The 13,865-nt window shown below is 65.1% G+C and carries 9 protein-coding genes; 4 read left to right on the top strand and 5 right to left on the bottom strand.

Translation table 11 applies throughout. The annotated features are described in order from the left end of the window. Nucleotides 1-34: 34 nt before the first annotated feature. Nucleotides 35-1,324 carry an adenylosuccinate synthase gene (locus LQ953_RS04350; RefSeq protein ID WP_231029446.1) on the bottom strand — a complete coding sequence of 430 codons (1,290 nt, stop codon included), beginning with the start codon at nucleotides 1,322-1,324 and terminating at the stop codon, nucleotides 35-37. A gap of 135 nt (nucleotides 1,325-1,459) precedes the next feature. Here LQ953_RS04350 and LQ953_RS04345 point away from each other — a divergent pair, with 135 nt between their 5' ends. Continuing rightward, nucleotides 1,460-2,467: a fumarylacetoacetate hydrolase family protein gene (locus LQ953_RS04345; RefSeq protein WP_231029445.1), complete on the top strand. Its 1,008-nt coding sequence runs from the start codon at nucleotides 1,460-1,462 to the stop codon at nucleotides 2,465-2,467. Between the two features lie 11 nt (nucleotides 2,468-2,478). Here LQ953_RS04345 and LQ953_RS04340 read toward each other — a convergent pair whose 3' ends face one another. From LQ953_RS04340 to LQ953_RS04325, 4 genes are read right to left on the bottom strand one after another with little or no spacing between them, the layout of a single operon-like run. Further along, nucleotides 2,479-3,048, bottom strand: a complete 570-nt coding sequence (locus LQ953_RS04340; RefSeq protein ID WP_231029444.1) for a 2'-5' RNA ligase family protein — start codon at nucleotides 3,046-3,048, stop codon at nucleotides 2,479-2,481. Between the two features lie 11 nt (nucleotides 3,049-3,059). Then, nucleotides 3,060-6,422, bottom strand: a complete 3,363-nt coding sequence (locus LQ953_RS04335) for an error-prone DNA polymerase (protein WP_231029443.1) — start codon at nucleotides 6,420-6,422, stop codon at nucleotides 3,060-3,062. Further along, nucleotides 6,419-8,401 carry a Y-family DNA polymerase gene (locus LQ953_RS04330; RefSeq protein ID WP_231029442.1) on the bottom strand — a complete coding sequence of 661 codons (1,983 nt, stop codon included), beginning with the start codon at nucleotides 8,399-8,401 and terminating at the stop codon, nucleotides 6,419-6,421. The genes LQ953_RS04335 and LQ953_RS04330 overlap by 4 nt, the downstream gene beginning before the upstream one ends. Next, on the bottom strand, nucleotides 8,322-9,017 hold the full coding sequence (locus LQ953_RS04325; protein ID WP_231029554.1) for an ImuA family protein: 696 nt from the start codon (nucleotides 9,015-9,017) through the stop codon (nucleotides 8,322-8,324). Before LQ953_RS04325 ends, LQ953_RS04330 begins: the two co-directional genes overlap by 80 nt. 278 nt (nucleotides 9,018-9,295) lie before the next feature. Here LQ953_RS04325 and LQ953_RS04320 point away from each other — a divergent pair, with 278 nt between their 5' ends. From LQ953_RS04320 to LQ953_RS04310, 3 genes are all read left to right on the top strand, one after another. After that, nucleotides 9,296-11,383, top strand: coding sequence for a M3 family metallopeptidase (locus LQ953_RS04320; RefSeq protein WP_231029441.1), 2,088 nt, complete (start codon nucleotides 9,296-9,298; stop codon nucleotides 11,381-11,383). 176 nt (nucleotides 11,384-11,559) lie between these two features. Then, nucleotides 11,560-12,825 (top strand): 3-methyl-2-oxobutanoate dehydrogenase (2-methylpropanoyl-transferring) subunit alpha, encoded by a 1,266-nt coding sequence (locus tag LQ953_RS04315; RefSeq protein WP_231029440.1) that lies wholly within the window; start codon nucleotides 11,560-11,562, stop codon nucleotides 12,823-12,825. A 32-nt stretch (nucleotides 12,826-12,857) separates the two neighbouring features. Continuing rightward, on the top strand, nucleotides 12,858-13,862 hold the full coding sequence (locus LQ953_RS04310; protein ID WP_231029553.1) for an alpha-ketoacid dehydrogenase subunit beta: 1,005 nt from the start codon (nucleotides 12,858-12,860) through the stop codon (nucleotides 13,860-13,862). Nucleotides 13,863-13,865: the final 3 nt, after the last annotated feature.

Genomic DNA, 13,865 nt, shown 5'->3' with positions numbered 1-13,865 from the left:
TTGGAAACCCGGCGGCAGCTGCCGCCGGGTTTTCTCAGTCTGCGAACGGGTCGCGGACCAAGATCGTGTCTTCGCGCTCAGGGCTTGTCGAGACCAGCGCCACCGGGCACTGGATCAGCTCTTCGACGCGACGAATATATTTGATCGCCGCAGCCGGCAGTTCGGCCCAGCTACGTGCGCCCGCCGTCGATTCCGACCAACCGGGCATCGTTTCATATACCGGCTCCACCAAAGTCTGATCCGCCGCATTGGCAGGATAATAATCCAGCGTTTCGCCACGCAGACGATAGCCGGTGCAGACCTGGATTTCCTCGAATCCGTCGAGCACGTCCAGCTTGGTCAAGGCGATGCCGGTAATGCCCGATACCGCGACCGACTGCCGCAGCAGCACCGCGTCTAGCCAGCCGCACCGCCGCTTGCGGCCGGTGACCGTGCCGAATTCGCGCCCGCGCGTGCCCAGCCGCTCCCCAACCTCATTCTCCTGCTCGGCAGGGAAGGGCCCGGAGCCGACGCGGGTGGTGTAGGCTTTGGCGATCCCGAGCACGAATCCGACGGCGCTCGGACCTAGACCCGATCCGCCGGCCGCGGCGCCGGCGATTGTGTTGGACGACGTGACAAACGGATAGGTGCCGTGGTCGATGTCGAGCAGCACGCCCTGCGCCCCTTCGAACAGGATACGGCGGCCGCGCGATCGGGCCTCGTTCAGCATCCGCCACACCGGCTTGGCGAACGGAAGCACGAAGCCGGCAATCTCGCGCAGCTCGGCGACCAGCCGCTCACGGTCGATCGGCGGCTCGCCAAAACCGGCGCGCAACGCATCATGGTGTGCCGCCAGCCGATCGAGCTGCGGGCCAAGCTCGTCGAGATGGGCGAGATCGCACACCCGGATAGCACGACGGCCGACCTTGTCCTCGTAGGCTGGGCCGATCCCGCGACGGGTGGTGCCGATCTTGCCGGCGCCGCTGGCGTCTTCGCGCAGCGCATCCAGGTCGCGATGGAAGGGGAGGATCAGCGGGCAGGTGTCCGCCACCATCAGCGTGTCGGGCGTGACGTTCACGCCCTGGCCGCGGATGCGCTCGACCTCGTCGCGCAGTGCCCAGGGATCGAGCACCACGCCGTTGCCGATGACGCTGGGCGTTCCGCGCACGATGCCGGAGGGGAGCAGCGAAAGCTTGTAGACATTCTCGCCCACGACGAGCGTGTGGCCGGCATTATGCCCGCCCTGAAAGCGGACGACCACGTCGGCGCGCTCCGCCAGCCAGTCGACGATCTTCCCCTTGCCTTCGTCGCCCCATTGGGCGCCGATCACTGCAACGTTTGCCAAAGTCGCTTCCTTTCGCGGGCGCCCTAGTCGCATGACGCGGCCGCGTCCACGCTCTTGTGTGGTTTGCCGGGTCGCGCACGACGCAACTCGACACCTCCGGCGCCTTAGCTATGGTGACGCACAAGGAGAGAGCGCATGAAACTGGCCAGCTTGAAGCATGGGCGTGATGGAAAGCTCGTCGTAGTATCGGACGATCTGGCGTGGTGCGCGGACGCCAGCCACATCGCGCCGACGCTGCAGGCGGCGCTGGATGATTGGGAGCGGCTGGAAGGCGATTTGCGCAACCTCGCCACCGATCTCGCGCACGAAGCCATTCCTCGGGAGCGCTTCCACGAGCGAATGGCCGCTGCGCCTTTGCCGCGCGCGTATCAGTGGGCCGATGGTTCGGCTTATGTGAACCACGTTGCTCTGGTACGGCAGGCGCGCGGCGCCGAAATGCCCGAGAGCTTCTGGCACGATCCGCTGATGTACCAGGGGGGATCGGACGGATTCCTGGGCGCGCGCGATCCGATTCCACTGGCGGATGAGGCGTGGGGCTGCGACCTCGAAGCCGAAGTGGTGGTCGTCACCGGGGACGTGGCACAGGGCGCCAGCCGTGACGAGGCACTGGCAGCGGTGCGGCTGGTCGGCCTCACCAATGATGTGAGCCTGCGCAACCTCATCCCTGGCGAATTGGCCAAGGGATTCGGCTTCTTCCAGTCCAAGCCTGCAAGCAGCTTCTCGCCTGTGTTCGTCACGCCGGACGCGCTGGGCAGTGACTGGCAGGATGGCAAGCTTCACCGCAAGCTGATGGTTGACCTGAACGGCCAGCCTTTCGGTCGTGCAGAGGCGGGCGAGGATATGACCTTCGACTTCGGCACGTTGATCGCGCATGCCGCAAAAACGCGGCGGCTAGGCGCGGGCACGATCATCGGCTCTGGTACCGTGTCCAACCGCGACACGAGCGGCGGCCCCGGGAAGCCGATCGCCGAGGGTGGGGTCGGGTATTCGTGCCTCGCGGAGGTTCGCACGGTGGAAACTATCCTGCGCGGCAAGCCGGAGACGCCCTTCCTCAAGGCCGGCGATACGGTGCGCATCTGGATGGAAGACGAGCGCCACCATCCGATCTTCGGTGTGATCGAGCAGGCGGTGGAGGCGGGCTGAGGGTCAGTCGCTCAGCCCTGCGGGGTCATGAAATCGAACATACCCTGTCTGGTGCTTAGCTCCCAGCAGCCAAGTAGCTTATGACCTTCGCCATGGGTGCTGTTGACGAGCAGCAATGCATCCATGCGCCAGTGCAACGGCGATACCATTTCGCTCCGCTTCTGCCAGTCGCCATAGGCGAGTGTCAGGTGCGGATGGAAATCATAGTCCGGCAGGGGAATGCTTAAGCCGACCAAGCGTCGCACAAGCTCCCGTTGAAGCGCCCGCAGCGCCCGCGTATTCGAGCCGGCGAGCGCGTTTTTCTTCAATCGACTGAGCACGAGTGAGACGGGTTCTGCTTGCAGCGAAGCTGCCGCGGAGCGGATCAGTTCCAGCTGCTCGGGCGACAGGGCTCTGATGTCGCCTAACGGCAGGAGCGTGATGTGAAACTGCTCCAGCGGGTACTTGCTGACAAAACCAAGCAGGCGACGCTGGCGATCAATCTCCAGCGCCAATGCGTGTGGCGGCCTGATCATGAAGTACAGCAGTTGTTCGCGGTGGACCGGGCGCAGCGCGGTCGTTTCAGAGGCGAAGCCAAGCATGGTCAACACTCCTAGTGGAAATCGCGTGACTTCACGGGAATGACCGTGTCGTCATATGGGCCGGCCAGCGCGCCATAGCGCGAGGGCGGCGGGTTCCAGTGCTTTCGCGTGCGCGGGTCGGCGCCGCCATTGCGGGCCCCGTCCGAAGGGGCAGTGAGCCGCGGCAGATCGGCATTGCCGACCTGTCGGAGCAGGTGCGTGAGATCGATCACTTCCTCAGCAATGACGTGCACCACCAGCCCCTCGCGCTGCACCCGGCCGCGCACTGCGATCATCGTCGCCGACATGATGATGCGGCGAAAAATCTTGAAGTTGCGCTCCCACACGATCGCATTGGCGATGCCGGTTTCGTCCTCCAGCGTGACGAATACGCTCTTGGCGCTCCCGGGTTTCTGGCGGACCAGGATGATGCCGGCGATGGTAATACGGGCGCCATCCTTGAGCAGAAAATCCTTTGGCGCCCGTTCCTCCACCAGCTTGCCGCACGGCGTGATGCGGTCGCGCGCCAGACCTTCGCGCAAAAAAGCGATCGGGTGCGCACGCAACGTCAATTGCGTGGCGCGGTAATCCTCGACCACTTCGCGGCCCTCGGTCATCGGCACCAGCGTCACCGGTGCTTCCTCCGCCTCGGGCTGGATTTGTCCCTCGCGTTCGTCGGCTGCGGCGAACAGCGGCAGCGGCACATCGCCGAGTGCCTTGATCGCCCATAGCGCCTCGCGCCGGTTGTGCCCGAAGCATTGAAAAGCATCGGCACGGGCCAGCTTTTCCAATGCCGCAACCGTAACCCGCGCGCGCCGCCAAACATCGTGCACCGATGCGAACGGACCTGCCGCCCGAGCTTTGACAATTCTTTCGGACTGAGCCTCGTCCAAGCCATGGACGATCCGCATTCCCAGCCGGATCGGCCTCAGGTTCGTCCAATCGTCTTCAGTGCCGGCAAAGCGCAACGGCCTAACCCGCGGCGAAGTGGGCGCTTCCATCACGCTTGTGTCCCACTCGCTGGCGTTGACGCAGACCGGGTGAACGTCGACCCCATGCTCGCGCGCGTCGCGGACGATCTGGGCGGGGGCGTAGAACCCCATGGGCTGGGCATTGAGCAGCGCGGCGCAGAAGATGTCGGGATGGTGGCACTTCACCCAGGAAGATGCGTACGCGATCTTGGCGAAGCTTGCCGCGTGGCTCTCGGGAAAGCCATAGCTGCCAAACCCCTCGATCTGCTTGAACGTCCGCTCGGCGAAGTCGCGTGCATATCCCCGCGCCACCATGCCGCCGACCATCTTGTCCCTGAAGTGGCTGACCCCGCCGGTCATCTTGAACGTCGCCATCGAGCGGCGCAGTCCATCCGCCTCGGCTGGGGTAAAGCCAGCGCCGACGATCGCCACCTTCATCGCCTGCTCCTGGAAAAGCGGCACGCCGAAGGTCTTCTTGAGCACCGCCTTCAATTCGGGATTGGGGTATTCCGGTTTTTCCTTGTCTTCGCGGCGGCGAAGATAGGGGTGCACCATGTCTCCTTGAATGGGCCCTGGACGTACGATCGCGACTTGGATGACGAGGTCGTAGAACTCCCTCGGTTTCAGCCGCGGCAGCATCGACATCTGCGCCCGGCTCTCGATCTGGAAGGTGCCGAGCGTGTCGGCTTTCTGGATCATCTTGAACGTAGTGTCGTCGTCGTCCTGCATCTGATGCGAAGCGAGCGTCAGGCGGATGCCCTTTCGCTGTTCGAGCAGTTCAAAGGCCCTGCGCATGCAACCGAGCATGCCTAGCCCCAGCACATCGACCTTCATCAGGCCGAGCATCTGGATGTCGTCCTTTTCCCACTCGATGACGCGGCGCTCGGCCATTGTCGCTGGTTCGATAGGCACGATCTCGTCGATGCGGTGCTGTGCCAGCACAAAGCCGCCGGGGTGCTGGGACAAGTGGCGCGGCGTGCCGATCAGCTGTTGCGCAAGGTCGAGCGTCAGGGCTAGCCGAGGGTCCGTGGTGTCAAGATTCAGTGCGTCGAGATGTTCTTGGGGAACGCCAGCCTCGGACCAACCCCATACCTGGCTAACGAGGCTGCTCGTCAGGTCCTGGGGTAGCCCCAGCACCTTACCGACCTCGCGTACTGCGCCGCGCGTGCGGAAGCGGCTGACCACAGCGGTCAAGGCAGCATGGTCGTGGCCGTATGTTTGATAGATCCACTGGATCACCTCCTCGCGGCGTTCATGCTCGAAATCGATGTCGATGTCGGGCGGCTCCTGGCGCTCGCCCGAGATGAAACGCTCGAACAGCAATTCATGCTTGATCGGGTCGATCGAAGTGACGCTGAGCACATAGCAGATCAGCGAGTTGGCGGCCGATCCGCGCCCCTGACAAAGTATCTTCTGGCTGCGTGAATATTCGACGATCGAGTGGACTGTCAGGAAGTAAGGGGCATAGTCGAGCCGCTTCACAAGCCGCAGCTCCTTTCGGAGCAGCTTGGCATAGGAACGAGGCTTGTGACCGTTGAATTGCTTCCGCAACGCCGCCCAGGCGAGCTTCTCCAGTGCACGCTGAGGCGTTTGGCCGCTCATCACGATCTCATCGGGATAGCGATAACGGATTTCCCGCAACGAGAAGGTGCACCGCTCCACGATCGCTTCACTCGCAGCGAGTGCTTCGGGATGGTGGCGAAACCGCCACGCCATTGCTTCAGGTGTCTTCAGGTGGCGATCGGCAGTGCGTTCGCGACGAAAGCCCAGTTCGTCGATCGTGCATTTCTCACGAATCGCGGTCACTACGTCCTGAAGCATGCGCTTATCGGGATGATGATAAAGCACGTCGCCCGTGGCGAGGGAAGTAAGGCCGTAGTGGCGCGCGGATTGGTTCAGCTGGTGTAATCGCATCGCGTCATCCGGGCGCCGTTGCCGCGTTAGGCAGACATGTCCCTGGTCACCAAATACTTCCGCCATCCAGCGTAACGACAGCGGATCTCCGATCTCAGTAAAGCCGGGCACCAAGGCGCCAACCAGGCCCTTCGCATGCTCGGCCACATCCTCCCAGTGGAGAAAGCATTTTCCTTTCTCGCCATGTTGCGCATCGGCGCGGGATTTGCCTAGGGTAAGCATGCGAGTGAGGCGGCTCCAAGCGCTCCTGTCTTCGGGCCAGACGAGCAATGATGTGCCGTCAACCAGATCGAGGCGGCAGCCCAGAACCGGGCGCACCCAAATGCCCTTTTCTTCTTTGATTTCTTCCGCTGCATGCAGCGCGCGCACTACGCCCGACACCGAATTGCGGTCGGTCACGCCCAGCGCCGGCATCTTCATCAACGCCGCCGCGGCGAACAGTTCCTTTGGCGCCGACGCCCCGCGCAGGAACGAATAATGCGTGGTCACCTGGAGTTCGGAATAGGTCATCCGAACACCCCGTGCAGGTACCAGCTGAGGTCGCCGGTGACCGGACGCTCGCCGTCGCCCGAGCGGAACAGCCAATAGCGATGGCCGGCATCGTCCTCGACATGGAAATAGTCGCGAACGGCGTGGCGCTCGGCATCGCGCTTCCACCATTCGCCGAAGATGCGCTCGGGCCCGTCGGCGCGGACGACCTTGTGCGGCTGGCCGCGCCAGGTGAAGCGCCGGGGCGGCTGGTCGGGCAGCTCGGCCATGACATGGTCGAGCCGTTCGGGCCGGCGCAGCAGCCGCGCGGGCTTGGGCCAGCCGGGATACCAGGGATGTAGCGTTGCGTTGCGGTCGAGCCGGCGGATGTCCTCGGCCTTGAGCGCAGCCGCAGTCCGCTCGGGCGGGTCGAGTACCGGCGCGCGGGTGGCGCTGCGTTCGGGCACATCGCTTTCCACCGGGCGGGTGCGCCACATCCGGCGCTCGCCGATCCGGGTTGCGAGCGTGTCGACTAGCGAGACGATGTCGGGCGCTGCCGCTGCATCCAGCCTTTCGGTCACCGGCTCGGGCCCCAGCCGCTCGCCGCGGCGCAGGTGCAGCGTCATCGCGTCGATGCCGTAACCAGGCTCGACTTCCTCGATGCGGCGCAGCAGCAGGCGAAGCAGGTGCGCAGGATCGCGGTTGGGGCGGGCGAGACCGATCGCGATCCGTTGCGGTACGCCGTCGATACGGTCGGCGACCAGCTCGACCCGACGTGCGCCTTGCCCGGCCTGGGCCAGTTCGGCGGCTAGCCTGGGGACGAGCTCGCCCAGCCAATGCGCGATCGCCTCCGGGCTGGCGATCGGCTCGGCAAAGCGCTGGGTGACGGCGATAGGCTCAGGCGGTATGACTGGGTGGAGCGGCTCGGCGATGTGACCAAGCGCTTGGTCCAGGCGCAGGACAATGCTTGCCCCGAAGCGGCGTACCAGTGGTGCCCTCGGCATAACGAGCAGCTGCCCGATCTGGTTGACGCCCAAGCGGTGCAGCAACTCGATCTGGGATGCGTCCAGGCGCAGCGCTTCGGTCGGAAGCTGGGCGAGCAGGGCGGGGTGCTCGCCGGGAGGGCAGACCAGGACGCTGTCCCTTCCGAAGCGAAAATTGCAGTCTTCAGGAACATGCGTGGCTGCCCAGGCTGCGCCGGCGGTATCCGCCACCGCCACCTGTGCCGTCACCCCGAGCCGCGCGAGCATGCGGACCAGCCGGCGTGCCATGCGTGCTTCACCGCCATGGAGGTGGGCGACGCCGGTCAGGTCGAGGAACAGCGTGTCCTCGCCTTCGACCGCCACGCTCGGCGTCCAGCGGCGGGCCAGTGTAATCGCCAGCCGCTCGAGATCGGCACGATCGCCTTGGGGATCGGCAGGGCGGATGTCGAGTCCCGCCACCTGCGCGCGTGCCTGGGCGAGCGCCATGCCGGGGGTGATGCCGAGCGCTTGGGCAGCGGGGCAGGCGGCGGCGACCAATTGCCGGTTGGCGGTGCGCAGCGCCGTGACGAGGGGGGCGCTTAAATCTTCTCCGGAACGGGGAGGGGGACCATGCGAAGCATGGTGGAGGGGGATCGCCGCAAGCGAAACCCTTGGGGCTGAGGGCCCTACATCATCAGCTGGGCTGGGGGTCCCCCTCCCCGTCCCGGGGATTTTGGGGTGTCCCCACGCGTCGCTCTTGATCCGCTTGAAGGCATGCTCGGCTGCGACGTCGCAGCGGCCGAGGTCGCGGATCGGTGGGCGCTGGTGCTCGGGCATCGCGTCGATGTGGCGCTGACGCTCCTCGCGTGCCCAGCGCGCGCCCGGCCGCCAGCCGCCGCCGCGCGGCACCGAGCAGCCCTTGGAATGTTCCTCAGCCATGGCAGCCCCGATCGCGTCGAGACCGGCAGGCGCGCGCGCCTCAGGCTGCGCGCGTCGCTCTGCCCGCCGCTGCCGGTCGATTGCCCAGCTTGGCAGGAAGATCGCAGCGACCCGTTGCATCGCATGCCTCCACTTCTAGTTCGAATGAATCCCCGCCGCGCTGCCGCGCGACACCCAGCCGCCAGCGCGGGCGGCCAATTCCTTCCACCGGCAGCGGCGTCGACGGGGCCGAAGCCACGCGCCAGCGCGTCACCGCCGCCGAAGGCGCGCCGAGCGGATCGACGCCCTCACGCGAGTGGCGCTTCATGAGCAGCGCGATGGTGCGCCCGCCCTCTGCCGCCAGTTGCAACCGGCGGGTGGCGGGCATCGCCACGCGCTTCACTTCGCCGATCACTGCGCCGAGACCGCGGTGGCGCAGCCCTTCCTCCATAATCGCCAGCACCTCGGCATCGTCCATCGCCTCGGCATAGATCAGCCGCTTGTGGTCCAGCCCGGCCTGCGACAGCCCCGGCGCGAACAGGTCATGGCGGCGCACGACCCATAGCACCGGGCCCCAGGCGCGCGCGGCGATGCCGGCCATGAACAGAGTCGCCGCGCAATCATCGCCCATGTCGGACGTGGTACCGGCGACTTCGTGCAGCGCATCGAGCCGCAGCCCGCCATCCCCCAGCCGCGAATCGAGTGCGGCGATGCCGAAAGGCAGCACCGGACGGCGCTTGAACCCGCCGGTTTCCATGGCGCGGAGTTGCTCGCGAAGCTGGGTCAGGATAGCAGGATCTGGCACGGCGCGACTCGAACTTGGGACTCGGGGAACGGCAATGTTCCTATTCTGTTCCAACTGGCTGCGCTGTCAACCGGCCATTGCGTTTCGTCCACAAGCCATTGCCATGCCGCGCATATTCCTTAGGCTGGGCGCTTTCCCGCCCGCCTTTGGAGCTTTCCTGAATGATCCTCAGCCCGCGTCTTGCGTTGCTTGCTTCCCCGGCACTTCTCGCCCTGTCCTCCGGAGCCGCAATGTCCCAGACCGCCCCGCAAGCCGCCCCCGGCACGACTCCAGCCGTTGATCCCACGCCGCTGCTCGCGCCCTGGACCGGCGGTCATGAAGGGGTGCCGCCCTGGGACAAGGTGAAGCCCGCCATGTTCCCCGCCGCCTTCACCCAGGCGATGGCGACCGCGCGCGCCGAGTTCGTGAAGATCCGCGACAATCCCGCTGCCCCTACCTTCAAGAACACCATTGAGGCCGGCGAGCTTTCGGGCGAGCAGATGAGCCGGCTGTTCGCGGTGTGGGGCGTGTACCAGAGCAACCTGGCAACGCCCGAGGTGCAGGCGATCGCGGCGGAATGGAGCCCGAAGATCTCGGCGTTCTTCACCGAGTTGAGCCTAGACCCCAAGATGTTCGCGCGGGTGAAGACGTTGTACGACAAGCGCCAGAGCCTGGGCCTCAACGCCCAGCAGATGCGCCTGCTGGAGCGCGAGTACCGCAATTCGGTGACGTCGGGCGCGCTGCTCAACGAGACGCAGAAGGCCGAAGTGAAGCGGATCAACCAGGAGCTGTCGCGCGCCTATACCGAGTTCAGCCGCAAGGTGCTCGCGGATGAGGAAAAGGCGATTCTGATCGACAACGAGGCCGAGCTGGCGGGTGTGTCGGACAGCTTCAAGGCGAGCCTGGCCGAAGAGGCCAAGGCGATGGGCCAGCCCGGCAAGTGGGCAGTGAAGAACACGCGGTCCTCGGTCCAGCCGCTGCTGATGTACGCGACCAATCGCCCGCTGCGGCAGCGCGTCTACAACGCCTTCATCAATCGCGGGGACAATGGCGACGCCAACGATACCAACGCGACGATCGCCCAGATCCTGAAGCTGCGCCAGGAGCGCGCCAGAGTGCTGGGCTTCAAGAACCATGCCTGGCTGCGCATGGACGACACCATGGCCGAGACGCCGGAAAATGCGACCAAGCTGATGATGTCGGTCTGGCCCGCCGCGGTCGGTCGGGTGAAGCAGGAAGTCGCCGACATGCAGGCGCTGGCCAACAGCGAAGGCGCCAAGATCACCATCGAGCCCTGCGACTATCGCTTCTACGCCGAGAAGGTGCGCAAGGCGAAGTACGACCTCGATGAAAACGAAGTGAAGCCGTATCTGGAGCTGAGCAACATCCTGAACGGCGCCTTCTGGGCGGCGGGGCAGCTCTATGACCTGGACTTCAAGGAAAACACCGGACAGATCCCGGTTTTCCAGAGCGATGTGCGCACCTTCCAGGTTCTGGACCGCAAGAGCGGCAAGGAAGTCGGCATCTTCTATTTCGACGGCTATGCCCGCGCCGGCAAGCGTTCCGGCGCATGGGCGACGAGCTATCGCGGGCGTTCGGGCCTGCGCGGCAACAAGATCGTACTGGCGTCGAACAACAACAACTTCACCAAGGGTGGAGCGGGGCAGCCGACGCTGATCAGCATCGACGATGCGTCCACCCTGTTCCACGAATTCGGCCATGCGCTGCACAGTCTGTTGAGCAACGTCTATTATCCCGGGCTGGGCGGCACGCCGCGCGACTTCGTGGAGTACCCGAGCCAGGTGAACGAGAACTGGCTGATGACGCCGGAGGTGCTCAACCGCTTCGCCAAGCACTACCAGACCGGCGCGCCGATGCCGGCGGCGTTGGTGGCGAAGATCGAGAAGGCGTCGACCTTCAACCAGGGCTTCGACACCGTCGAGTATCTCTCCTCCGCGATCGTCGACATGAAGCTGCACGACCGGGACACGCCGGTCACCGACCCGGACGCGTTCGAGCGCGAGACGCTGGCGAGCCTGGGCATGCCACGCGAGATCGTGATGCGGCACCGCTTGCCGCAGTTCAATCACCTGTTCTCCAGCGACGCGTATTCGGCCGGGTATTATTCCTACCTGTGGTCGGAGACGATGGACGCCGACACCTGGGCCGCGTTCCAGGAGGCGGGCAATGTCTGGGACAAGAAGACGGCGGACCGCTTCCGCACCACCTTGCTGTCCACGGGGAACGAGACGGACCGCAAGGACGCGTACAAGGCGTTCCGCGGGCGCGATCCCGATGTGAAGGCGCTGTTCAAGCGGCGTGGTTTCCCGACGAACTAAATGGCGAAGCCGCCTCCACTCGAGCGATATTGGCGAGGGGAGGCGGTATCGTATGAAACTATCTACGTCAGGGCTGCTGCCCCAACTCGACATCGCGTTTGAAATTTAATAACACGCAGCGGAAACATGATGCCGTGCGTTCCCCAAGGGCGATACGGACCCATATTGGAGAGCCCATGGACGCCCTGCGCGCCAATCTGCCGCCGCTTTCGCTGCACGTGCCGGAGCCCAAATTCCGGCCGGGCGATGAAGCCGATTTCAGCGATGTCGATGTGCCACCCGCCGGTTCGGCACGCCGTCCCGACACCGCCGACAAGGCCGACAGCTTCCATGAGCTGGCCTATACGCTGGTCCGGGTGCTGGACGAGAATGGCCAGGCAGTCGGGCCTTGGGATCCCAAGCTCGATCCGGAGACGTTGCGGAAGATGCTGCGCTCCATGGCGCTCACCCGCGCATTCGACGAGCGGATGTTCCGTGCCCAGCGCCAGGGCAAGACCAGCTTCTACATGAAGTCGACCGGCGAAGAGGCGGTGTCGGTTGCCGCGGCGATGGCGATGGCGTTCGACGACATGTGCTTCCCCAGCTATCGCCAGCAGGGCATCCTGATCACCCGCGGCTATCCGCTGGTGGACATGATGAACCAGATCTATTCCAACAGCGCCGATCCGCTGCAGGGCCGTCAGCTGCCGATCATGTATTCGGCGAAGGATCACGGGTTCTTCTCGATCTCGGGCAATTTGACCACCCAGTACCCGCAGGCCGTGGGCTGGGCGATGGCGAGTGCGGCCAAGGGCGACACGCGCATCGCCGCGACCTGGTGCGGCGACGGATCGACCGCCGAGGGCGACTTCCACTCGGCGATGATCTTCGCGACCGTGTACAAGGCGCCAGTGATCCTCAACGTCGTCAACAACCAGTGGGCGATTTCGAGCTTTTCGGGCTTTGCGGGTGCCGAGGCGACCACGTTCGCGGCGCGGGCGATCGGCTATGGCATCGCCGGGCTGCGGGTGGACGGCAACGACGCGCTGGCGGTCTATGCGGCAACGCAGTGGGCGGCCGAGCGCGCGCGGACCAACCAGGGGCCGACGCTGATCGAGCATTTCACCTATCGCACCGAAGGCCATTCGACTTCGGACGACCCCACTGCCTATCGCTCGGCGGGTGAGCCGACGGCGTGGCCGCTGGGCGATCCGATCCGGCGGCTGAGGGATCACCTGATCGCGCTGGGCGAATGGGACGAAGAGCGTCAGGCCGCGATGGACCGCGAATGCGCCGAGGACGTGAAGCGCGCGCAGAAGGACGCCGAGAAGAACGGCATTCTGGGCCATGGCATGCACCAGCCCTTCGAAACCATGTTCGAGGGCGTGTTCGAGGAAATCCCCTGGCACCTGAAGGAACAGCAGCAGCAGATGATCGCCGAGCGCAAGGCGGCGGGCATATGAGCGACGCCGCAGAGGCGGGCGCTACCCCGCGGATGAACATGATCCAGGCGATCAACAGCGCCATGGACGTGATGATGGAACGCGACCCCAACATGGTCGTGATGGGCGAGGATGTCGGCTATTTCGGCGGCGTGTTCCGCGCGACTGCCGGGCTCCAGGCCAAATATGGCAAGACCCGCGCGTTCGACACGCCGATCACTGAGATCGGCATCATCGGCGTGGCGATCGGCATGGGCGCCTATGGCCTGCGGCCGGTGCCCGAGATTCAGTTCGCGGACTATATCTATCCCGCGCTTGACCAGTTGGTGAGCGAGGCGGCGCGGCTGCGCTATCGCTCGAACGGTGATTTCACGGCGCCGATCACGGTGCGATCGCCCTATGGCGGCGGCATCTTTGGCGGGCAGACGCATAGCCAGTCGCCCGAGGGCATCTTCACCCACGTCTCGGGCATCAAGACGGTGATCCCGTCGACGCCCTATGACGCCAAGGGGCTGCTGATCGCCGCGATCGAGGACAATGATCCGGTGCTCTTCCTGGAGCCCAAGCGCATCTATAACGGTCCGTTCGACGGGCATTATGACCGCCCGGCCAGGAACTGGACCGCGCATCCGGCAAGCGAAGTGCCCGCGGGGCATTACCGCGTCGAACTGGGCAAGGCGGCGACGGTTCGCGCGGGCGAGGCGGTGACCATCCTGTGCTACGGCACGATGGTGCATGTCGTCGCCAGCACGGTGGAGGAACTGGGCATCGACGCCGAGATCATCGACCTGCGCACGCTGGTGCCGCTCGACATCGATGCGATCGAGGCGTCGGTGAAGAAGACCGGGCGCTGCATGATCGTGCATGAGGCGACGCGGACTTCGGGCTTTGGCGCGGAGTTGACGGCCTTGGTGCAGGAGCGCTGCTTCTATCACCTGGAAGCGCCGATCGAACGCGTCACCGGCTTCGACACGCCTTACCCCCACAGCCTTGAATGGGCGTATTTCCCCGGCCCCGTCCGTATCGGCGAGGCGCTCAAGAAGATCCTGAAGGACTGATCG

Source organism: Sphingomonas sp. IC-56, from assembly GCF_021043375.1.
Lineage (GTDB): Bacteria > Pseudomonadota > Alphaproteobacteria > Sphingomonadales > Sphingomonadaceae > Sphingomonas.
This window is presented reverse-complemented; position numbering and strand designations above follow the sequence as displayed.